Below are 20,742 nucleotides of genomic sequence, written 5' to 3'. Positions count from 1 at the left end.
TTAAATAATAAGGAAATATTATACTGCTAATAAAGATACTTTTTAATAAAAGCAAAGGGGAACCGTATGACTGTAAAAGATGTGAAAACTATATTAGATGGAAGTATTATTTGTGGAGAAGAATATCTGGAGAAGGAAGTACACACAGCATGTGGGGCAGATATGATGAGTGATGTACTTGCATTTTCTAAAAATCAATCGGTATTATTAACAGGTTTATGTAATCCTCAGGTAGTTCGGACAGCAGAGATGATGGATATTGTCTGTATTGTGTTCGTAAGAGGGAAAAAGCCGGATGAGGGTATGATTTCATTGGCAAAGGAGAGAGGTATTGCTTTATTAACAACAGATCACAGGATGTTTTCAGCTTGTGGTTTGCTTTATGAACAAGGACTACGGGGAGGTGCATGCTCTTGAGTGATCAATTACATTTAACCTACAACATATCCCCGGATGATTTTACAAGGGCAGGAGAAGCATCCAGTGATGTTAAAGGGAAGTTAAAACAAATGGGAGTCAGCCCTGAGGCAGTTCGTAAAGTAGCTATTGCAATGTATGAAGGTGAAATAAATATGGTAATCCACGCCAATGGAGGAACCATAAATATTATAGTTTCTCCAGATGAAGTAAAGATGATTTTGGAGGATGAAGGCCCTGGAATTGCTGATATTGAATTAGCAATGCAGGCAGGTTATTCAACTGCACCGGATAAAGTCCGATCTTTAGGGTTTGGTGCAGGAATGGGATTACCTAATATGAAAAAATATTCAGATCAGATGAAGATACAAACAGAATTAGGTGTAGGAACCACAGTAACAATGACAGTTAAACTATAAAATATGAATCAGGAATGATAAAACTTATTGTTATTAAATTAACAATTTCCTGATTATAAATAATCGTAGAGAGGATAAGAAAATGGATAAGTTTTTTACTGCTGTCCGATTAGAAGAGAATTTATGTAAAGGTTGTATTAACTGTATTAAAAGATGTCCTACCGGGGCAATTCGTGTACGAAATGGTAAAGCTGTGATAACGAAGCAATTTTGTATCGACTGTGGAGAGTGTATTCGCATATGCCCTCACCATGCAAAACTTGCAGTTTATGATCCTCTTAATGTTATGAATCAGTATGAATATACAGTTGCACTTCCCGCACCATCTCTATATGGGCAATTTAATAATTTAGATGATATTAATATTATACTCACTGCTTTAAAACGAATGGGGTTTGATGATATATATGAAGTGAGCGGAGCTGCTGAATTAGTATCTGAAATGTCTAGAAAATATGTGGAAGAGCATAAAAGTAATTATCCACTTATTAGCACTGCCTGTCCTTCGGTGGTACGTTTGATCCGTGTGCGTTTCCCCAATCTTCTGGAACATTTACTTCCAATAAAAGCACCGGTTGATATAGCCGCAGAGTTAGCGCGAAAAAAAGCCATGGAGGCAACAGGATTATCAGCTGATAAAATTGGAATAATTTTCATATCCCCTTGTGCAGCGAAGGTCAGTGCTGTAAAGGAACCTTTGGGATATGAAAAGAGCGATGTAGATGCGGTAATAGCCATAAAGGAAATTTACCCAAAGATCTTAAATTATATGAGCCAGATCGAAAAGAAACAGGATATTGAAGATATTGCCATATCAGGTAAAATCGGAATCAGCTGGGGAGGAACAGGTGGAGAAGCCGGTGGCTTACTTACAGATAACTATCTGGCAGCAGATGGGATTGAAAATGTAATCCGTGTTTTGGAAGATTTGGAAGATCAGAAATTTTCCTCTCTGGAATTTATAGAATTAAATGCCTGCAATGGTGGTTGTGTAGGAGGAGTCTTAACGGTTGAAAATCCTTTTGTTGCCAAAGTGAAGTTAAAAAGGCTGAGAAAATACATGCCGGTAGCCCGTAATCATTTATATAAAGAGGAGATCTTAGATGGGTTCTGGACAAAAGGAGTTCAATACGAACCGGTATTTAATTTAGGATTAGATGTCAAGGAAAGTATTGGTAAGATTGCAAAGGTTGAAGAGCTATGCGAAAAATTCCCGGGACTGGATTGTGGATCATGTGGAGCACCAACCTGTAAAGCATTGGCAGAAGATGTAGTAAGAGGTGTGGCAAGTGAGATGGATTGTATTCATATATTCCGCCAGTATATTAATGAATGCCACCCAGACTCTTAAAGGAGGTTATTATGACTGTAAAAGAATTGATCCAGAAAGAAAAATACAATGTGGTAAATTATGGAGACGACCTAGAACAGGATATAACCAAACCATTTTGCTGTGATTTACTTAGTATTGCTATGAGTAAAGCACCGGAAAAATCTGTTTGGGTCACGGTTATGGGTAATATAAATACTCTGGCAGTTGCAGAATTAACGGATGTAGCATGTATTATTTTAGCTGAGGGGGCAGAGTTGGATAATATAGCGTTACAAAAAGCGAAAGCTCAGAATATCACAGTGCTTAGTACGAATGAGCCGATCTTTGAGGCAGCTCTGACTGTATATCAATATCTTCATGATTAGTCTTTCATACGACTTTCATATACATTCCTGTCTGTCTCCATGCGGTGATGACGATATGACCCCAGCCAATATAGTAGGAATGGCTGTAGTAAAAGAATTAGATGTAATTGCCTTGACAGATCATAATTCCTGTAAAAATTGTCCGGCATTTTTAAAAATTGCGAAGGAGCATGGAATTATAGCCATACCGGGAATGGAATTATGTACTGCAGAAGAGGTTCATGTAGTTTGCCTGTTTCAGAATTTGGACGATGCAATGAATTTTGATGAATATATTTATAAACAGCTAATATATATTCCTAATGAGGAAGCCATCTTTGGAAAACAGCAGATTTATGATGAAAAGGATAATGTCATAGGAAATGAACCTAATTTATTGATCAATGCTACCAATATTCCATTTCATCATGTTTATGATCTGGTCAAAAAATTTCATGGTATAATGATTCCAGCACATATTGATAAAAACGCAAACAGTCTGTTATCTAATTTAGGATTTGTACCACCAGAATCTAAATTTACATGTTTTGAATTAAAGGATATGGGAAAGCTTCATCATTTAAGGAAAGTGAATCCATACCTTGAAAATTGTAAAATAATAACCAATTCTGATGCACATTATTTGGAACATATAAGCGAACCAGTTAATTATATTTATAGTAAAAGCCGTGATATAAAAGATATCTTTGATACACTAAAGTAAAGGAAGTAAAGGACATATGATTAAAATTACAGTATGTATAGGAAGTTCCTGCCACTTAAAAGGTTCCAGGGAAATTGTAAACAGTTTAGAAGAATTTTTAATAACACATAATCTAAAAGATGAAGTAGAATTGAGTGGATCGTTTTGCATGGATCATTGTATGGAAGGAGTCTGTGTAAAATTAAATAATCAAATATTCTCCTTAACTCCTCGCGATACAGAAAAATTTTTTAATGATGAGATTTTAAGGAGGCTTTACAAATGAATGTAATTGGATTTAAAGAGGCCAGATGTAAAAATTGTTATAAATGTGTAAGGACGTGCGAAGTAAAAGCAATCTCAGTAAAGAATGCCCAGGCCCAGATCATGAATGATAAGTGCATTTTGTGCGGTCATTGTCTTGAAGCCTGTCCTCAGAATGCGAAATCATTTATAAGTGATCTTAACAGGGTAAAAGGATTTTTAAAGGAAAATACAAAAACCGTGGTTTCTATTGCTCCTTCTTATTTAGGGGTTTTGAACTATAAAACACCAGGGCAGGTAGTTAGTGCACTTTTAAAGTTAGGATTTTATCAAGTTCGTGAAACTGCAGAAGGTGCAGTATATGTTACCAATGAATATAACCGGCTTTTAAAAGAGGGAAAAATGAAAAATATTATTACAACCTCTTGCCCAAGTGTAAATGATTTAATTGAAATATACTATCCAGAATTAACAAAGTATATGGCACCGGTAGTTTCTCCAATGATTGCTCATGGAAAGATGATAAAGGAAGCATTTAAAGATGATGTGAAGGTGGTTTTTTTAGGACCATGTATTGCAAAGAAAAGAGAAGCAATGGGAGATGAACGTACAAAGGGATACATAGATGCAGTAATTAATTTTACTGAGCTTGAGGAATGGTTACAGGAGGAGAATATTAATATTCTGGATTGTGAAGATACAAAGCCTCATAATCCGGACCCTTTAGTAAATCGTTTATACCCGATCAGCAGCGGAGTGCTATCTTCAGTTATTGCCGGTGAAGATGAATCCAATACATATCGGAAGTTTTATGTCCATGGAATTAAGAATTGTTTAGAATTATTTGAAGGTATGGAAAAAGAAGGCATGAAAAACTGCTTTATTGAAGCAAATATATGTAATGGAGGCTGTATTAAAGGCTCTGCCCTTGAAAATAAATCAGTATCCAGATTTAAAATTAAATTAGATATGGAAGAAATGATAGAAAAGAGATCACCAGATAATGCAGAATTTCCTGTGATAAGCAGGCAAATCTCTTTAAATAAAGATTTCTATGACCGTTCGCCGAAAGAAGAGATGCCATCTGAGGAAGATATAGTAAAAATTCTTGGAAAGATAGGAAAATTTGATAAGGATGGAGAGCTTAATTGTGGAGCGTGTGGATATTCCACCTGCAGGGATAAAGCAATTGCAGTATATCAGAAAAAAGCGGAACTTAATATGTGTATCCCTTTCTTACATGAAAAAGCACAATCTTTATCTAATCTTGTGTTAGAATCTACTCCTAATATTATTATTATTGTAGATTCAGAAATGAAGATTATTGAATTTAACGGGGCTGCACAAAAATTATTTAAAACCTCAAGGATTAAGGCTTTAAATATGTATTTATACGAATTTATTGACCATTCCTATTTTGAAGAGGTATTAAATACTCATAAGAATATTTTGGGCAAGCTGGTAAAGTATGAAGACAGATCTATCACGACCCTTCAAAACATTGTATATATTAAAGAACAAAATAGTATACTTGGGGTATTCCAGGATATGTCGTCAGAAGAAGAAAGAAAGCAGCAGGCTTATAAGATAAAAGTTGAAACTATTGAAATGGCTCAAAAGGTAATTGATAAACAAATGTTAGTAGCCCAGCAAATCGCAGGACTTCTTGGAGAGACCACTGCTGAAACAAAAGTCACACTTACCAAACTTCGAGATACCATTCTTTTTGATGGGGAGGAGAGTCTATGAATATCTGCGTAGATGTATCCTATAAGAGTCTGAATAAATATGGAGAAGAATTATGTGGAGATAAAGTTGAAGTACTAAAAACAAAGGATTCAGATATTATTATTCTAGCTGATGGCATGGGAAGCGGAGTGAAAGCAAATATCTTAGCTACCCTTACCACTAAAATTCTGGGGACTATGTTTTTAAATGGAGCCCTTATTGAGGAATGTATTGAAACAATTATTAAAACGTTACCAATCTGTCAGGTAAGAGAGGTTGCCTATTCAACTTTTAGCATTCTACAGATTTTTCATAACAGAGAAGCTTATCTGGTGGAATTCGATAACCCGGGCTGTGTTTTTATCCGGAACGGGAAACTATATCATATGCCTTATAAAGAAAGAAAAATATATGATAAGGTCATTAAGGAGTACCGTTTTAAACCAGAGACGGATGATACATTTATTCTAATGAGTGATGGAGTTATTCACGCCGGTGTGGGAAAAGTTTTAAACTTTGGATGGACATGGGATAGTATGGCTGAGTATTCTGTGAATATGAGCAGAGAGACCAGATCAGCAGCAAGACTTGCAACCATACTTAGCAAAGCATGTGATGACTTATATCTGCAATTGCCGGGAGATGATACTACAGTAGCGGCAGTCCGGGTTATGGATGCTCAAATAGTGGATTTGTTTACCGGACCTCCATTAAATAAGAGCGATGATAATTTGGTAATTGCAGATTTCATGAAAGAAGATGGAACGAAGATCGTATGTGGGGGAACCAGTGCCAATATCGTTTCCAGAGTCTTGAAGGAAGAAATTAAAACATCATTAAATTACACTGATCCTGACCTGCCTCCTATTGCTAAAATTAAGGGAATAGATTTGGTCACAGAAGGCGTTTTAACATTAACAAGAGCATTATCCCTCTTAAAACGATATGTTGAGAATGAAGTGGATGAAGAATTCTTCATGGAGTTAGACAAGGAGAATGGAGGTTCTGCTATTGCTAAATTATTGATAGAAGATTGCACAAAATTAAATCTATATGTTGGAAAAGCAATGAATGAAGCACATCAAAATACTGCCCTTCCATTTGATTTAAGTATCCGAATGAACTTAGTAGAACAATTGAAGGAAGTTCTTCTCCGTATGGGTAAAAATGTTAATATAAAATACTATTAGAAAAAATCTTGATTTCAAGTGACGGATAAGATAGAATTGAAGCGGTAAGAAAATATAAAAGGATGATATTAGTATTCATCAAATAAAAATAAGAAAACTGAATATATTTATTTCAAGTAATTATATTAGGAATCATTAATATAAAGGGAAACAGGTTAGAATCCTGTGCGATCTCGTCGCTGTATTAGCGGAGTTCCACCAATAAACCACTGGGTAACTGGGAAGGTAGGTGTGAATGTTGATGCTTAAGCCAGAATACCTGCTTGAAATTTTGTACGAATATCCACGAGGAATTGGAACAGGTACGTTTTATACAAGTATAATCTTTCCTCATTTTTTGTGGAAAGATTTTTTAATGGGAGGACAAAGAAATGATACCAGTAAAATCAAATAGTAATAAAAAGATTTGGATAGGAATTGTTAGTCTAATTTTAGCAATAGGAATTTTATTTGCGATTTATACAAATTTTTCACCCAAAGGAGTAGCAGGCAATAAAAACATTGTAGTGGAGGTAGTCGTACCAGATCAAGTATCCAAAGAATATAGAATTAATACAGATGAAGAATATCTAAGAGGTGCTTTAGAACAAGAGAAATTAATTGAAGGAACGGAAAGTGAATATGGATTATTAGTTACAGTCGTTGATGGTATAAAAGCAGACGATTCCAAACAGGAGTGGTGGTGTTTTACGAAAGACGGCGGGCAGTTAAATACCGGTGTGGATTCAACTCCAATTCAGGATGGAGATCATTTTGAAGTAACTTTAACTGAAGGTTATTAAAATGAAAACAAAAGATATTGTATTGATGGGTATGCTCGGTGCCTTATTATTTATTTTTCAGGTAGCCTTTGCATTTTTACCTAATATTGAATTCGTATCTTTATTTATAATTATATTTACTTTAAAATTTGGTAAAAAAGCTATCCTTAGTATTTATGTATTTGCATTGCTGGAAGGTCTGTTATATGGATTTGGAATCTGGTGGATCATGTATTTATATATTTGGACTATATTGGCATGGGCTGCCTTAATATTTCAAAAAAAGACATCTGTTCTTTTTTGGGCGACTTTATCTGCTGTTTTTGGACTGAGTTTTGGAGCTCTTTCTTCCTTTCCATATTTCATTATAGGAGGAGTGGGAGCTGGAATTGGATATTGGATAAATGGAATTCCATTTGATATTGTACATTGCATTGCTAATTTTGTGGTAGTTCTTGTATTGTTTCAACCTATGAGGATCTTTTTTGACAGAATTAAAAAAATTTAAAATCTGCCGTAGTATATTTAAATAACCTACTTACTTTTATCTAGTAGTTGTGGTATAATATGAACACTTCGCGAGGTATTTACGAGCTTAGTGAGAACATATACCTATCCACTTAATGAGGTGGTTTCGAATTTAGTGGATAAGGTAAAATATTTGTAGGTGGTGATTAATTTGGAAAAATATCATATGTGCCCCAAATTTGAAAATGCCTTTGGATTATTAGGAAAAAGATGGACCGGGCTAATCATTAGGACATTATTAAGCGGGCAAAAAAGATTTTCCGATATTGCAGAAGCAATTCCTAACATGAGTGCAAGGATGTTAACAGAAAGATTTAAGGAGTTAGAGGACGAAGGTATTATAATAAGAAAAGTTTATCCAGAAACTCCTGTGCGTATAGAATATGAGTTAACAAGGAAAGGACTTGAACTTGAACCAGTTATGGATGAAATACAAAAGTGGGCAGAAAAGTGGAATTAATAAATGATAAAAATAAAAGAATCTTCTAAATTTATAGAAGGTTCTTTTTATTTTTAAAAAGCTCTTGACTAATTTCAATTATTGTGCAATAATTAATCTATAGTTAGTTACTAAATGTAACTTAATATAAATAAATAATCACAATTCAAAATATATAGATCACTTAAACTTTTATTAAGTACTATATAGAAATGAGTAAATAAGCTTAACATATAAACATTAATTAATAAAAATTAGGAGGAATTATTATGTCAAAAGATTTTTTTAGTGCAGTGGAAGACAGAAGATCATTTTATGGAATAAGCAAGGAGGCTGTAGTTTCAGATGAAAGATTAAAAGAAATTATAGAACATGCAGTGAAACATGCTCCATCTGCATTTAATTCTCAAAGTGCCAGAGTGGTTTTATTATTAGAAAATAAACATGATAAATTATGGGATATTACAATGGAGGCTTTAAGAAAGATAGTACCAGAAGCTAGTTTCAGCTCAACAGAACAAAAAATCAATTCATTTAAAAATGGATATGGTACAGTTTTATTTTTTGAAGATATCAGTGTAATAGAATCCCACCAACAACAATTTGCTCTTTACAAAGACAATTTTCCTGTCTGGTCAGAGCAATCAAGTGGAATGCATCAGTTTATTATATGGACAGCATTGGAAATAGAAGGGTTGGGTGCATCATTGCAACACTATAATGAGCTTATAGAATCTGAAGTAAAGAAAGAATTTAACATACCAGATCATTGGAAGTTAATTGCTCAGATGCCTTTTGGAAAACCTACCGCACAACCAGATGAAAAGCAATTTCAGCCATTAGAGGGTCGTGTTAATATTCTGAAGTAATACAGTTATCCGGTGCACTTCGTAAAACTATTATGCCAAATGATTTTGTTGTTAAAAGATCATATAAAAAGGGTGACCTAAGCAGAATTGCTTGCAGGTCACCCTTTTATTTCTCAATCTTATAGTGATTTGAAAATTTATTGATCTATTAAGGAATATAATTTTTCAGAATCTGTACTATTTAATTCAAACCATTCATTCTGATTCATTTTTAAAAAATGTTCATTCAGATAAATCACATCTTCATTTATATCATTCCCATATTCAATGGTCATCACCAATTGTTTGGAATCATCAAGGGAAGGAAGCGCTGAAACAGGGGTTAGTACAAGTTCATTGATATAGTTAACGATATCTGAGATTTTAGTACTATCTGTAATCGCTTGCTGTGAAGCAAGATTATCTGTATTTTTATTTATAAGTATAGAAGTTACAGTGTCTTTTGAAATTACTATTTTTTGGTCCGTCAAAGAACTGGATGGAGCCATCTCTATACTGACTTTTGCTTCCTCGTCCGCTTCTTTGTATATTCTGCTACTGGAATCTGAAACTGCTCCGGAATTTTCTGAAGATTTCATGGAATATTCCTCCACAGCTATATCCTGGGAATTAGCGGAGGTCTCTGCACTTGTTGTTTCTTGCGTCGTTTTAGAGTTCTTAGATCCGGTGAACAAGCCTGAATAAGTTATAGATACAATTAAAACAAGAAAACAGGCTGCAAAGCTACTATATTTGAGCAGTAATCTAAGATTGACAGAAGAAGGTTTTACATTCAAATCTTCTGTAGTTGTATCATTAATATATTCATGGGTTTTGGCATATGTCTTCATTTGAATTTTAAGAGAAGCTAATAACTGATCATCCGGTTTAATCATTTCATTGTCTAAAATATATTTTTCTCTAAACATCAAAACCCTCTCCTTTCAAAATATCCTGTAAGAGCTTTCTTGCTCTGTGAAGTTGCGATTTGATGGTAGTTTCTTTTGTTTCTAAAAGAGAACTCATCTGGGCGATCGATAAGCTTTCATAATAAAACAGATGAATAACAGTACGATATTTTGCAGGAAGCTTTAAGACAGCATAATATACTTCACTTTTTTCTTCCATAGTGGTATATAGATGATCCGGCATAGATGTCGTTTTCTTAAACCACGCGGATGTTAATAACGTCTTACTTGTGTTAATTGTTGTCTTAATCAGCCATGCTTTTTTATGTTCTTCACTTGTATAATCCAGATTATATTTTATATATTTCATAAATACTTCTTGCAGAATATCATCTGCATCATATTTATTCTTTGTTCTAGAAAATGCGATTCGATATACCATATTTGCATATTTCTCCAAAGTTCTCTCAATTGAATCTTCTGTGCACAAAGATTGTTCGGCCATTTTAAAACCTCCTCCCACCTACAATACTAATGAAATATTCAAAAGGTTGCATCAATTAGTAAAATAATAACACATGAATGACTCTTTGCCTATGGGGTAGCCTTGAATAATGATAACAGGCTATTTGGGCATCATACATATCCTTTCAATTATAATTCACCAAACTGTTATTTTGAAGAGGGATTGTCTATTTTTCATTTTTAATAGTGTAATTATATAGTTATGATAAAATTAATGGCATCATGTAATAATTAACATCAAGACATGGAATTATAGATCTTATGACCAGTTTTATTTCACTATTCAGGGGCAGAGAATACATTTCATATAAAAAATTATCAGTTGTAAAATGATTTTGATATGATATAATGAAAACAATGAGCCAAGCGCAAAGCATTTGGCGAATGTAACAAGATCATGAACTTGTTCATGGTATAATGAAAACAATGAGCCAAGCGCAAAGCATAAATTAGAGTACCGTTTTATGGTACATTTTTCAGGAAGAAAATTATAACAAAGGAGTTAGGCTAATGGAGTTGACAACAGTTAGGGAATTATATAAGAATCAAGATAAATATATTGGACAAACGATATCAGTGGGAGGCTGGGTCAGAAGTATTAGAGATTCAAAATCTTTTGGTTTCATTGTATTACATGATGGGACATATTTTGAAACACTTCAGATTGTTTATCATGATAAGATGAGTAATTTTGCAGAGATTTCTAAACTTAACGTAGGAGCTGCAATCATTATTAAAGGAGAATTAGTTGCGACACCAGATGCAAAACAACCATTTGAGATACAGGCTGCACAGATTGAAATAGAAGGTGCATCCACTGCAGAGTATCCATTACAGAAGAAGAGACATACTCTGGAATATTTAAGAACGATTTCACATTTGAGACCCAGGACAAATACTTTTCAGGCGGTATTCCGTGTTCGTTCACTGATTGCATATGCAATTCACCAATATTTTCAAGACAGAGACTTTGTATATGTTCATACTCCATTAATTACTGGAAGTGATGCAGAAGGTGCCGGAGAGATGTTCCAGGTAACAACTTTGGATTTAAAGGATGTCCCTAAAACAAAAGAAGGACAAATTGATTTCACACAGGATTTCTTTAATAAACCAACCAATTTAACAGTGAGCGGACAATTAAATGGTGAGACATATGCAATGGCTTTCCGTAATATCTATACTTTTGGACCTACATTTAGAGCTGAGAATTCCAATACTACAAGACATGCGGCAGAATTCTGGATGATTGAGCCGGAGATTGCCTTTGCGGACTTAAATGATGATATGATGCTTGCAGAAGGCATGTTAAAATATATCATCAACTATGTATTAGAACATGCCCCAGAAGAGATGAATTTCTTTAATCAGTTTGTAGATAAGGGATTGATAGAAAGATTAACTCATGTGGCTTCTTCTGATTTTGGGCATGTAACTTATACGGAGGCAATTGAGATTCTGGAAAAGAATAATGATAATTTTGAATACAAAGTATCCTGGGGTACGGATCTTCAAACAGAACATGAAAGATATCTGACAGAAGAAGTATTTAAGAAACCTGTATTCGTTACTGATTATCCAAAAGATATTAAAGCATTTTATATGAAGATGAATGAAGATAATAAGACAGTAGCAGCCATGGATTTATTAGTTCCAGGTATTGGTGAAATTATTGGCGGAAGTCAAAGAGAAGATGATTTTGATAAATTAGTAAATCGCATGAAAGAAATGAAATTAAATGAAGAAGATTATGGTTTCTATCTTGACCTTAGAAAATATGGTTCAACCAGACATGCAGGATTTGGACTTGGATTTGAAAGGTGCGTTATGTATTTAACTGGTATGAGTAATATTCGTGACGTAATTCCATTCCCAAGAACAGTAAATAATTGTGATCTATAAAATATATTTTAAAGAATACAAAATAATAGTACGTTAATTTTTATAATGTACTATTATTTTTTACATAACAGGAAAAGGGTTTCCTGTTAGATTGGAGGAGAAGTAATGTCAATAACGATTGAAGATATTGCGAGAGAAGCAGGGGTATCCAAAGCGACTGTATCAAGAGTAATGAATAATACAAAAGCAGTAAGTGCAGAGTTAAAAGAAAAAGTAAATCAGATTATTGAAAAGAATAATTTTAAGCCAAATGCTTTTGCCAGAGGACTGATTACAAAAAAAGCCCAAACGATAGGTGTGATTGTTCCAGATATAAGTAATCCAGTGAATGGAGTTCTAATGAAAGGAATAAATCAAATTTGTCAATCAGAGGGATACACAGTAATGATCAGTGAATCCAGGGAAAAGACAGAAAAGGACTTGCTGAAAATATTAGAAGATAAGAATGCAGATGGAATTATTATTATCAGTAACAATAGGGATACATCTTTGTCCCATGAATTAATGAATAAAGAATACCCAATTGTTTTAATAGGAGAAGCTGATAAGGATTCCAATTCTTTAAGCCGGATTTCTTATGACGTTTATAAAGCTTCAATGGAAGCAGCTGATCTGATTACAAGCTTTGGACATAAAAGGATTGGATTTATTGGAATAAAGGCAGACCCAGATTCCAATAAATTCTATGAAGGGTTTCATAATGGGCTGGCGGCTAAGAACATGATAATAACAGATTCGTATATTCAATTTGGTGAACACACTTTGGAGGCAGGTTATGAATCCATGAAAAAGATTCATGAAGAGAATAAAGACTTACCAACAGCTATCTTAGCCTGCAGTGACTTTATTGCAACCGGTGCAATTCACTATATACAGAGTATTGGGCTAAAAGTACCCGAGGATATATCTGTGATAAGTATAGGGGGATTAGAATATACGTCTTATTTAAACCCGGCTCTTACAGCTATTGTAATACCTTATGAAGAAGAAGGGATTATGGCAGCTAAGCTATTATTTGACAAAATAAAAGGCGGGACTAAAACAAGCAATTATTATATAGACCATAAAATAGCAGAGAGAGGCAGCCTGGCTCACTGTGAGAATTTATCTTCAGGAAAAGAGATGGAAGTCTATTTACTCTGATTCCAGAATGTTTTTATCTGGAAAGGAGTTAATGCAACAACAAAGTCTCTTTTACAGATTAAAAATATCTCCAGCTCATGAATGATTTGAAAGAGGACTGCTCTATTTTCAAATTCTATCCGGCTTACAGGGAGTGGGTCTGATTTGAAGGAATCAGAGATCTTTTCCAATTCTTCCAAAAGATCAATTGCATTGTTATATTCATGGAGAGTGGTTGCGATATGGTTTATATAATCAGCAATCGTAATTGCCTGCACAGGGACTGTATTTAGTGATTCTATAGAAGACTGAATTCTTTTTAAAATATGATATTGATCTTTACGCATTTGCATGTACTGAATATAATAGCGCACATCTCCAAATAGAGTATTATTCATATTTTCATAAGCACGGGACAGCCCCTCCTTTAACTGGTCATTAAGTTGTTCCAGATTTTCTTTTGAGGCAGAGCCTCGTATGGGGTCTAATAATGATGAAGCCATTTGACACAGAATATCTTTAATATTATCTTCTATTGTTACCTGATCCTGTTTAATGACCATAATGTTCTTAGGAATATAAAGATTTAATAACAAACCAATTCCAGAACCTAATAAAAATAGAGATAGTTCATTCATTATCCAATGATAACTCATGGAGCTTTCAATTAAGAAATGAGTTGCCAATACTGCATTCATTGAGATGCCAACCTCTAAATCCAGCAAATAACATACACCTACAAAGAGAAGGAGATATAAACCATAGGACAATGGATGATATCCTGTGAATTGAAAGATAATATAGGCTATAATAAGAGAGATTAAAAATGAGAGAAACCGTTTCAATGTAATAAGTAAGGTTTCTTTCTTTGTATTTTGAATGGTAAGAAGAGTAATAACTCCGGCGGAAGAACTATAGCTTAAATGAAAAAAGTCAGCTATTAGGATAGAGATGCAGCTACCAATAGCAATCTTAAGAATCTGGATGTAATTTATTTTTTTAAAACTTAGTATGGATTTCATATGTTCACCTCATATTTCTATCAAAGATAACCCAATTTTGCATAAAATTTAAAGTGGAAGATGACAGCTGTTATGTCCCTTGATAAATGGGACTAAATTGTGTTGTAATTGAAACATATCTGGCTTGAATTTCACTTGATATATTAATTAAGTATACAATACCATGTTACATTCTATACTTTCAAGTAAAAAAGAGCTTCCATAGTCTATTAAACTCTGGAAGCCCAAAATATCATCTTAATTTATATTTTTAAAAATTACGTCTTTATATCTATCTAATGCGAATATAAGTATAATACCAAGTACTCCACAAGAGATCACTTCCCCGATTCCCACTGTAAGCATCATAAAAGGAATCGCATCCGGGATATTATATGCATAACGTAGAATCCATGGAACGATAACAATATTGGCTATTATTGGTGGAAGAGGTACAAGGAATTTGTATCTTCTAAGTCCATAAGAACCAAGTGCTCCAAGTAATGTGGCTAAGGAACCAAAAATCACATCTAACATATCTGCACCAGTTAAGAAATTTCCTAAGAAACAGCCGAGGGTCAATCCAGGAATGGCAGCAGGAGTAAACATTGGTAATATGGTTAAAACTTCTGCAATTCTGACTTGGATGGCTCCAAAGCTGATTGGTTTAAATATGTAGACTAAGACTACATAAATTGCTGCAATCATAGAAGATTGCACTAAAAATAATAAACTTTTGTTTCTCATATTCAATTCTCCTTTAGTTTTGTTTTACGAGTGGAAGGTTACGAACACTCGAAAGTCATTCTGATGAATCATCAGATTTTACAGCACTATATAATATACAAGACTTTTTTAAAAAATGCAAGAGATAATATTTTTGAAAGACTTTATTAATAAAAACTTAAACTTAAAAACATTTAAAAGAACACACATTTGTGTTATACTAGCTAGATGATATATTATGAAAGAATACAATATTCTTACATTAATTTGTCAAATAGAACTAGGATATTAGATTTGCTTGGCTTGACTTGGAGGAGAAAATCATGAAATTTATCCATATTGCAGATGTTCATCTTGGAATGCAGCCAGATAAGGGCATGCCTTGGAGTGAATTAAGAAAGGAAGAGATTAAAGAGACTTTCTTTAACTTATTGGAAATATGTAATCGGGAAGCAGTTGATTTTTTGTTCATAGCAGGAGATCTTTTTCACAATCAGCCCCTGGTTAGAGATATAAAAGAGATCAATTATGGTTTTTCCAAATTAAATAGAACAAAAGTAATTATAATTGCAGGAAATCATGATTATATAAATGAACGTTCCCATTATATTAATTTTCAATGGTGTGAACAAGTATTTATGCTGGATAATGAAAAGCTGGATAGCTTATACTTTCCTGAGCATAATACCAGAGTTTATGGATTTAGCTATCATCAGAGAGACATCTTAGAAGCAAAATACACAAATGCATATCCTGAAGATAAGGAGTGCATCAATATTTTAATAGCTCATGGAGGGGATGAGAAAGATATTCCAATTGACAAGAATAATCTTAAGTCATTGGGATATGATTATGTTGCCTTAGGCCACATACATAAGCAGGAATTTATCACTGACAGGATTGCTTACTCTGGCTCACTGGAACCTCTTGATAAAAATGAGACAGGAAGACATGGATATATCATAGGAGATATACAAAAGGATATGGAGGGGAATAAAAGTGATATTTCTTTTATTCCATTGGCAAAAAGGGAATATATTCATTTAGAGGTTGAAGTAGAACCGGATATGACCAATGGAAAAATACTTGATTTTATTAAGGGGAAAGTTGCTGAAATTGGTGAATATAATATATATAAATTAATTTTAAAAGGAATTAGAGATTCTGAAAACGAAATTGACATAAATTCGTTATATGATATAGGAAATATAATACAGGTTATGGACACAACTGTCCCTGACTATGACTTTAGTGAATTATATTATATGAATAAAGATAATATCATTGGAATGTATATAGAGAGCATCCGTCGTACCGGTTTAGAAGACGAGATTGCAGATAAAGCTTTATATTATGGTATAGAGGCATTACTAAAAGCAAAGGGGTGATACCTTGAAGTTTACGACATTAAGACTAAAGAATTTTGGGAAATTTCTGGACAAAAATATAGAATTAAAAGAAGGAATCAACCTTATATATGGAGACAATGAAGCTGGAAAATCAACCATCCATAGTTTTCTCACCGGAATGTTATTCGGAATTGAAAAACAAAGAGGAAGAGCCTCCAAAGACGATAGTTATTCAAGGTATCAACCATGGGAAACACCGGCAATTTATGGAGGGAGTCTTGATCTGGAATATAAGGGTAAAAACTATCGTATCCATCGAAACTTTCATAAAGAGAATAAAGAATATAAAGTGATAGATCTGGAAAATGGAAGAGAAGTCTTGCCAACCTCTGTAAAAGGGGTTTCCTTTATAGAGGGACTAACGGAAGATAATTATAAAAATACTATTAGTATTGAACAATTAAAAGCCAGGACAGACAAGGAACTGGCATCGGAAGTTCAGAACCATATTACAAATTTGTCTTTATCAAAAAGTAATCAGGTGGATATTGGAAAGGCAATCAATTATCTGAATCTTAAGAAAAAGCAGATGGAAGGCAACCAGACAAAGATTAAAATTGATACTCTTGAAGTTCAGACAAAAGAAGATATGCTGGAAGAAGTTAAGATAGAAGAACTGGCATCCTCAATAAAGCAGTTAGAAATAAAGTTAAAACAAGAGGATGAATTGAATCAAAAAGAAGAATTGGACAAAATTTATGATTTTATTTCTTTATATCCGGAAATCAGGGAAAAATATAAACAATTGCTAAGGTTATCAGAGCAAAAGAAAAGCTATGAGGAATTACTGAATAACTTTCAGGTAAATTCAAAGAAAGATGCAAAAGCTTCAAAAAGTAAAATTATATATTGGGTTCTTAGTTTATTAATTATAATAACAGGAGTAATATTTTTTAGGGGAATTAACACATTTAATTCACTCATTATAATCTTTGGTATAATCCTTACATGGGGCGTATACTATATAATAAATAAGCCTGTTCATGGAAAGAATCCGGTACCTGGTTTTGAAAAGGAGAAAATTCAAAATTCTATAAAAGATATCTCTGCTCTGATCAGGGAAGAGGAGAAATACATACTTAATTATGGAGCTAGAATATGTGAAATTACAAAGGTTGACTTTTCATCCATGAATAGACTGGAGAAAGAGATCCATTCTCTTAAGGGCAGCCTTGAGCTTAAGAAGGAAGAGTCCAGAAAGAAAAAGGAGAACCTTAAGATTGACCTTGAAAAACGGAAATGGGAGTTAAGTATTCTGGAAGAGAAAGAATTAAATCTTTATGAGAAAAAAGAAGCCCTTAATGAATTGAAAAGAAAACTTAGAGATGAAGAAAAAGAGATTTTAGCAATCAATTTGGCAATGAATACCATTAACCATATTTCTTCAAATATTCATGATGATTTTGGGCAGAATTTAAATAAAATCCTATCTGGAATTATGAGAGAGCAAACGGATGGTAAATATGATGATATTAAAATCGATGAAAAGTTAGATGTTAAAATAGAATATAAAGACCGATTTATAGATTTAGACAAGTTTAGTGTGGGAACAATAGAGCAGCTTTATTTCGCATTACGTTTATCAGTCGCCGGATTAATATTTGCCGAAGATAATATGCCATTAATTTTGGATGATACTTTTGCATACTATGATGAAAAACGTTTGAGAGGTGTATTGAGGATGCTTACCAAAGAAAAAGACAGACAGATTTTAATATTTACTTGTCATAAAAGGGAAGAACAGCTATTGAAGGAACTAAATATTCCTTACCATAAAATTCTATTAACCGATGAATCAAGGTAATAAACAGTAAATATAAGCAGAATAAGAGGTATAATATGGCTACAAAAAAGAAACAGAAAAAGAAGAATAAAGTTTGGCATGCAATAAAAACATCACTTAAAGTATTTACTTTAATCATGTTAAGTGCAATGCTGGTATTAGGGATACTTTTTTATCTCAGGTACGGAAAAGATCTGATCAATATGCAGGAAGAAGCAAAAACTTATATTGCTAAGTCTACGGAAGAAACATTCAGGCAGGCGGAAACAAGCTTTGTATATGATATAAACGGTAAATTATTATCAACTTTAAAAGGAACAAAAGATGTTCATTATATTCCTTATGAGGATATTCCAGATTCCGCGGTAAATGCCATGATTTCTATTGAGGACAAGAAATTTTTGAGCCATAAAGGAGTCGACTTAAAAGCAATCATTAGAGCCGGAGTTGCCCTTGTTCGTAACAGAGGGGATATCCACCAGGGTGCAAGTACCATTACTCAACAGTTAAGCAGAAACATATTCCTGACCCATGAAGTAAGTTGGGAGCGTAAAATAAAAGAAATGTTTATTGCATTGGAAATGGAGAAAAAATATGAGAAATATCAAATAATGGAATTTTATTTAAATAATATATATTTCTCCAATGGATATTATGGGATTGAAGCAGCAAGTAAAGGATATTTTAATAAGAATGTAAAAGATTTAAGCTTATCCCAGATTGTTTTCTTATGTGCAATTCCTAATAATCCTACCATATATGATCCCGTTGATTATATAGAAAACACAATAAAAAGAAGAGACCGTATCTTAGGGCAAATGCTTGAGGATGGAAACATTACAGAACAAGAGCATGATAAAGCAGTAAAAGAGGAAATCAAGCTTAATATTAAGACAATTAAAAGAAATAATTATGTTGAAACTTATGTATATCACTGTGCAATCAAAGCATTAATGAAGAGACAGGGATTTGTATTTCAATATGAGTTCAATTCTGATCAGGAAAAAGAAAAATATGATGCATTATATAATGAATATTATAAAGAGAGCCAGCAATCCTTATATAAAGATGGATATCGAATCTACACTTCTATTGATCCAAAACTTCAAAAAGAATTGCAAAAAGCAGTGGATGAAACTTTAAAAGATTTTAAAGAAAAAGGCGACAATGGTGTTTACTTACTTCAAGGGGCAGCAACAAGTATTGATAATGCCACAGGAAGAGTTTCAGCGATCGTTGGTGGAAGAAGCCAGAATTTAGATGGATATACTTTAAATAGAGCTTATCAAAGTTTTAGACAGCCAGGAAGTTCAATAAAGCCGTTAATTGTATATACACCAGCGCTGCAACTTGGATATACTTCAGAGCAAATAGTTGAAGATAAAAAGTTTAAAGGCGGACCAAGCAATTCCGATGGCAGATATTCGGGCAAAATTACTTTAAGAAAAGCAGTGGAACAATCAAAGAATGTAGTTGCATGGAAAATATTTGAAGATATTACACCGACGGTGGGATTAAGCTTTATAAAAAAGATGGATTTTGCCAGAATTGATAAAAATGATTATTATCCGGCTGCGTCTTTAGGTGGTTTTACTTACGGAGCAAGTACCGTAGAAATGGCATCTGGCTATGCGGCTATTCAAAATGATGGTATCTATAGGGAACCTACATGTATTGTAAATATTACAGACTCAAAAGGTTTAGAATTAGTAACTGATCATATTAATCTGGTGCCCGTTTATGAAGAGAATGCGGCAAGGACCATGACTAATATATTAACAGGTGTATTAAAATATGGAACAGGTAGAGGACTTGCCCTGACGAATATGAGTTGTGCAGGGAAAACAGGGACAACGAATGATAAAAAAGATGGCTGGTTTGTTGGATATACCCCATATTATACAACAAGTGTCTGGGTTGGATATGATACTCCAAAAACTTTAAATAATCTTTATGGATCTTCTTATCCAGGTAACATATGGAAACAATATATGAATATAATTCATGAGGGATTAGAGAACAAGCAGTTTAAAGGCTATGTAAGTAATGAAAAGACAGAGGAAGCAACCGTTGAAGAAGTTGAAGTGGAAGAAGAAATAAAGGAAGAAGAAACAAATACAGAAGAACAAGAGGTTATTGATACTCCGCCTACAGATATTGATGATGGTACAGAAGATATTGATAACAATATTCCAGATGAGAATATAGATGATGATGGTGAAGAAATAGATGACGGTATGGGAGAGGAACCAATAGAAGAGGAACCCATAGGTGAAGAACCGGATATCGTAGGAGAATCAACGGATAATATAGGAGATTATTATGTTGGAGACTATCAGCAGTAAATATTAAGCATTTAAGTAGAAGAGTTCTATAATTATAAGAAAAACCT

General features: G+C 33.5%; 21 protein-coding genes and 1 riboswitch. Of the genes, 17 read left to right on the top strand and 4 right to left on the bottom strand.

The window, feature by feature from the left end; all coding sequences use genetic code 11:
* Window positions 1–66 precede the first annotated feature (66 nt).
* The 12 genes from EDD66_RS02745 to EDD66_RS02690 all read left to right on the top strand — a co-directional run bounded on the left by EDD66_RS02745 (window position 67) and on the right by EDD66_RS02690 (window position 8,995).
* Window positions 67–417: a DRTGG domain-containing protein gene (locus EDD66_RS02745; RefSeq protein ID WP_123608013.1), complete on the top strand. Its 351-nt coding sequence runs from the start codon at window positions 67–69 to the stop codon at window positions 415–417.
* The gene (locus EDD66_RS02740; RefSeq protein WP_123608012.1) at window positions 414–836 is read left to right on the top strand and encodes an ATP-binding protein; all 423 of its coding nucleotides are present in this window, start codon (window positions 414–416) and stop codon (window positions 834–836) included. Before EDD66_RS02745 ends, EDD66_RS02740 begins: the two co-directional genes overlap by 4 nt.
* 82 nt (window positions 837–918) lie before the next feature.
* The gene (locus EDD66_RS02735) at window positions 919–2,187 is read left to right on the top strand and encodes a [Fe-Fe] hydrogenase large subunit C-terminal domain-containing protein (protein ID WP_123608011.1); all 1,269 of its coding nucleotides are present in this window, start codon (window positions 919–921) and stop codon (window positions 2,185–2,187) included.
* A gap of 11 nt (window positions 2,188–2,198) precedes the next feature.
* Complete coding sequence (locus EDD66_RS02730; RefSeq protein ID WP_207667739.1) at window positions 2,199–2,534, top strand: hypothetical protein; 336 nt, start codon at window positions 2,199–2,201, stop codon at window positions 2,532–2,534.
* Window positions 2,527–3,237, top strand: coding sequence for a PHP domain-containing protein (locus EDD66_RS02725; RefSeq protein ID WP_123608009.1), 711 nt, complete (start codon window positions 2,527–2,529; stop codon window positions 3,235–3,237). The genes EDD66_RS02730 and EDD66_RS02725 overlap by 8 nt, the downstream gene beginning before the upstream one ends.
* 19 nt (window positions 3,238–3,256) lie before the next feature.
* Window positions 3,257–3,502: a (2Fe-2S) ferredoxin domain-containing protein gene (locus EDD66_RS02720; protein ID WP_123608060.1), complete on the top strand. Its 246-nt coding sequence runs from the start codon at window positions 3,257–3,259 to the stop codon at window positions 3,500–3,502.
* Window positions 3,499–5,229, top strand: a complete 1,731-nt coding sequence (locus tag EDD66_RS02715; RefSeq protein WP_123608008.1) for a [Fe-Fe] hydrogenase large subunit C-terminal domain-containing protein — start codon at window positions 3,499–3,501, stop codon at window positions 5,227–5,229. Before EDD66_RS02720 ends, EDD66_RS02715 begins: the two co-directional genes overlap by 4 nt.
* Complete coding sequence (locus tag EDD66_RS02710; protein WP_123608007.1) at window positions 5,226–6,398, top strand: SpoIIE family protein phosphatase; 1,173 nt, start codon at window positions 5,226–5,228, stop codon at window positions 6,396–6,398. The genes EDD66_RS02715 and EDD66_RS02710 overlap by 4 nt, the downstream gene beginning before the upstream one ends.
* A 97-nt stretch (window positions 6,399–6,495) precedes the next feature.
* Window positions 6,496–6,679: riboswitch (cobalamin riboswitch) on the top strand.
* Window positions 6,680–6,769: 90 nt separating this feature from the next.
* Window positions 6,770–7,180, top strand: coding sequence for a DUF4430 domain-containing protein (locus tag EDD66_RS02705; RefSeq protein WP_123608006.1), 411 nt, complete (start codon window positions 6,770–6,772; stop codon window positions 7,178–7,180).
* 1 nt (window position 7,181) lies between these two features.
* Window positions 7,182–7,667, top strand: a complete 486-nt coding sequence (locus EDD66_RS02700; protein ID WP_123608005.1) for a hypothetical protein — start codon at window positions 7,182–7,184, stop codon at window positions 7,665–7,667.
* Window positions 7,668–7,838: 171 nt separating this feature from the next.
* Window positions 7,839–8,147, top strand: a complete 309-nt coding sequence (locus tag EDD66_RS02695; RefSeq protein WP_123608004.1) for a winged helix-turn-helix transcriptional regulator — start codon at window positions 7,839–7,841, stop codon at window positions 8,145–8,147.
* Window positions 8,148–8,395: 248 nt separating this feature from the next.
* Complete coding sequence (locus EDD66_RS02690) at window positions 8,396–8,995, top strand: nitroreductase family protein (protein WP_123608003.1); 600 nt, start codon at window positions 8,396–8,398, stop codon at window positions 8,993–8,995.
* A 137-nt stretch (window positions 8,996–9,132) separates the two neighbouring features.
* On the opposite strand, the gene EDD66_RS02685 is transcribed toward EDD66_RS02690, so the two are convergent.
* Both EDD66_RS02685 and EDD66_RS02680 read right to left on the bottom strand, forming a co-directional pair.
* Window positions 9,133–9,903 (bottom strand): hypothetical protein, encoded by a 771-nt coding sequence (locus EDD66_RS02685; RefSeq protein ID WP_123608002.1) that lies wholly within the window; start codon window positions 9,901–9,903, stop codon window positions 9,133–9,135.
* Window positions 9,896–10,387 (bottom strand): RNA polymerase sigma factor, encoded by a 492-nt coding sequence (locus tag EDD66_RS02680; protein ID WP_123608001.1) that lies wholly within the window; start codon window positions 10,385–10,387, stop codon window positions 9,896–9,898. Before EDD66_RS02680 ends, EDD66_RS02685 begins: the two co-directional genes overlap by 8 nt.
* A 530-nt stretch (window positions 10,388–10,917) precedes the next feature.
* On the opposite strand from EDD66_RS02680, the gene asnS reads away from it, so the two are divergent.
* Window positions 10,918–12,309, top strand: coding sequence for an asparagine--tRNA ligase (asnS, locus tag EDD66_RS02675; RefSeq protein WP_123608000.1), 1,392 nt, complete (start codon window positions 10,918–10,920; stop codon window positions 12,307–12,309).
* A 105-nt stretch (window positions 12,310–12,414) separates the two neighbouring features.
* Window positions 12,415–13,452, top strand: a complete 1,038-nt coding sequence (locus EDD66_RS02670; protein ID WP_123607999.1) for a LacI family DNA-binding transcriptional regulator — start codon at window positions 12,415–12,417, stop codon at window positions 13,450–13,452.
* On the opposite strand, the gene EDD66_RS02665 is transcribed toward EDD66_RS02670, so the two are convergent.
* Window positions 13,440–14,453: an aromatic acid exporter family protein gene (locus tag EDD66_RS02665; RefSeq protein WP_123607998.1), complete on the bottom strand. Its 1,014-nt coding sequence runs from the start codon at window positions 14,451–14,453 to the stop codon at window positions 13,440–13,442. The two genes, EDD66_RS02670 and EDD66_RS02665, sit on opposite strands and share 13 nt — an antisense overlap.
* Before the next feature lie 237 nt (window positions 14,454–14,690).
* Entirely contained in the window at window positions 14,691–15,179 is a 489-nt protein-coding gene (locus tag EDD66_RS02660) for a QueT transporter family protein (RefSeq protein WP_123607997.1), read from the bottom strand.
* Between the two features lie 302 nt (window positions 15,180–15,481).
* On the opposite strand from EDD66_RS02660, the gene EDD66_RS02655 reads away from it, so the two are divergent.
* Genes EDD66_RS02655 through EDD66_RS02645 form a run of 3 tightly spaced genes read left to right on the top strand, consistent with a single transcriptional unit; the run spans window position 15,482 to window position 20,695 of the window.
* On the top strand, window positions 15,482–16,546 hold the full coding sequence (locus EDD66_RS02655; protein ID WP_123607996.1) for a metallophosphoesterase family protein: 1,065 nt from the start codon (window positions 15,482–15,484) through the stop codon (window positions 16,544–16,546).
* 4 nt (window positions 16,547–16,550) lie between these two features.
* The gene (locus EDD66_RS02650) at window positions 16,551–18,371 is read left to right on the top strand and encodes an ATP-binding protein (RefSeq protein WP_123607995.1); all 1,821 of its coding nucleotides are present in this window, start codon (window positions 16,551–16,553) and stop codon (window positions 18,369–18,371) included.
* Window positions 18,372–18,406: 35 nt separating this feature from the next.
* Window positions 18,407–20,695, top strand: a complete 2,289-nt coding sequence (locus tag EDD66_RS02645) for a transglycosylase domain-containing protein (RefSeq protein ID WP_123607994.1) — start codon at window positions 18,407–18,409, stop codon at window positions 20,693–20,695.
* Window positions 20,696–20,742 lie beyond the last annotated feature (47 nt).

The organism is Mobilisporobacter senegalensis, from assembly GCF_003752155.1.
Taxonomy (GTDB): domain Bacteria; phylum Bacillota; class Clostridia; order Lachnospirales; family Lachnospiraceae; genus Mobilisporobacter; species Mobilisporobacter senegalensis.
This window is presented reverse-complemented; position numbering and strand designations above follow the sequence as displayed.

Coding starts and splice junctions, on each gene's coding strand:
- EDD66_RS02725 (WP_123608009.1), top strand. CDS start 2,527: ATGATTAGTCTTTCATACGACTTTCATATACATTCCTGTCTGTCTCCA.
- EDD66_RS02645 (WP_123607994.1), top strand. CDS start 18,407: ATGGCTACAAAAAAGAAACAGAAAAAGAAGAATAAAGTTTGGCATGCA.
- EDD66_RS02710 (WP_123608007.1), top strand. CDS start 5,226: ATGAATATCTGCGTAGATGTATCCTATAAGAGTCTGAATAAATATGGA.
- EDD66_RS02655 (WP_123607996.1), top strand. CDS start 15,482: ATGAAATTTATCCATATTGCAGATGTTCATCTTGGAATGCAGCCAGAT.
- EDD66_RS02660 (WP_123607997.1), bottom strand. CDS start 15,179: ATGAGAAACAAAAGTTTATTATTTTTAGTGCAATCTTCTATGATTGCA.
- EDD66_RS02730 (WP_207667739.1), top strand. CDS start 2,199: ATGACTGTAAAAGAATTGATCCAGAAAGAAAAATACAATGTGGTAAAT.
- EDD66_RS02735 (WP_123608011.1), top strand. CDS start 919: ATGGATAAGTTTTTTACTGCTGTCCGATTAGAAGAGAATTTATGTAAA.
- EDD66_RS02700 (WP_123608005.1), top strand. CDS start 7,182: ATGAAAACAAAAGATATTGTATTGATGGGTATGCTCGGTGCCTTATTA.
- EDD66_RS02690 (WP_123608003.1), top strand. CDS start 8,396: ATGTCAAAAGATTTTTTTAGTGCAGTGGAAGACAGAAGATCATTTTAT.
- EDD66_RS02705 (WP_123608006.1), top strand. CDS start 6,770: ATGATACCAGTAAAATCAAATAGTAATAAAAAGATTTGGATAGGAATT.
- EDD66_RS02745 (WP_123608013.1), top strand. CDS start 67: ATGACTGTAAAAGATGTGAAAACTATATTAGATGGAAGTATTATTTGT.
- EDD66_RS02680 (WP_123608001.1), bottom strand. CDS start 10,387: ATGGCCGAACAATCTTTGTGCACAGAAGATTCAATTGAGAGAACTTTG.
- EDD66_RS02665 (WP_123607998.1), bottom strand. CDS start 14,453: ATGAAATCCATACTAAGTTTTAAAAAAATAAATTACATCCAGATTCTT.
- EDD66_RS02685 (WP_123608002.1), bottom strand. CDS start 9,903: ATGTTTAGAGAAAAATATATTTTAGACAATGAAATGATTAAACCGGAT.
- EDD66_RS02715 (WP_123608008.1), top strand. CDS start 3,499: ATGAATGTAATTGGATTTAAAGAGGCCAGATGTAAAAATTGTTATAAA.
- asnS (WP_123608000.1), top strand. CDS start 10,918: ATGGAGTTGACAACAGTTAGGGAATTATATAAGAATCAAGATAAATAT.
- EDD66_RS02670 (WP_123607999.1), top strand. CDS start 12,415: ATGTCAATAACGATTGAAGATATTGCGAGAGAAGCAGGGGTATCCAAA.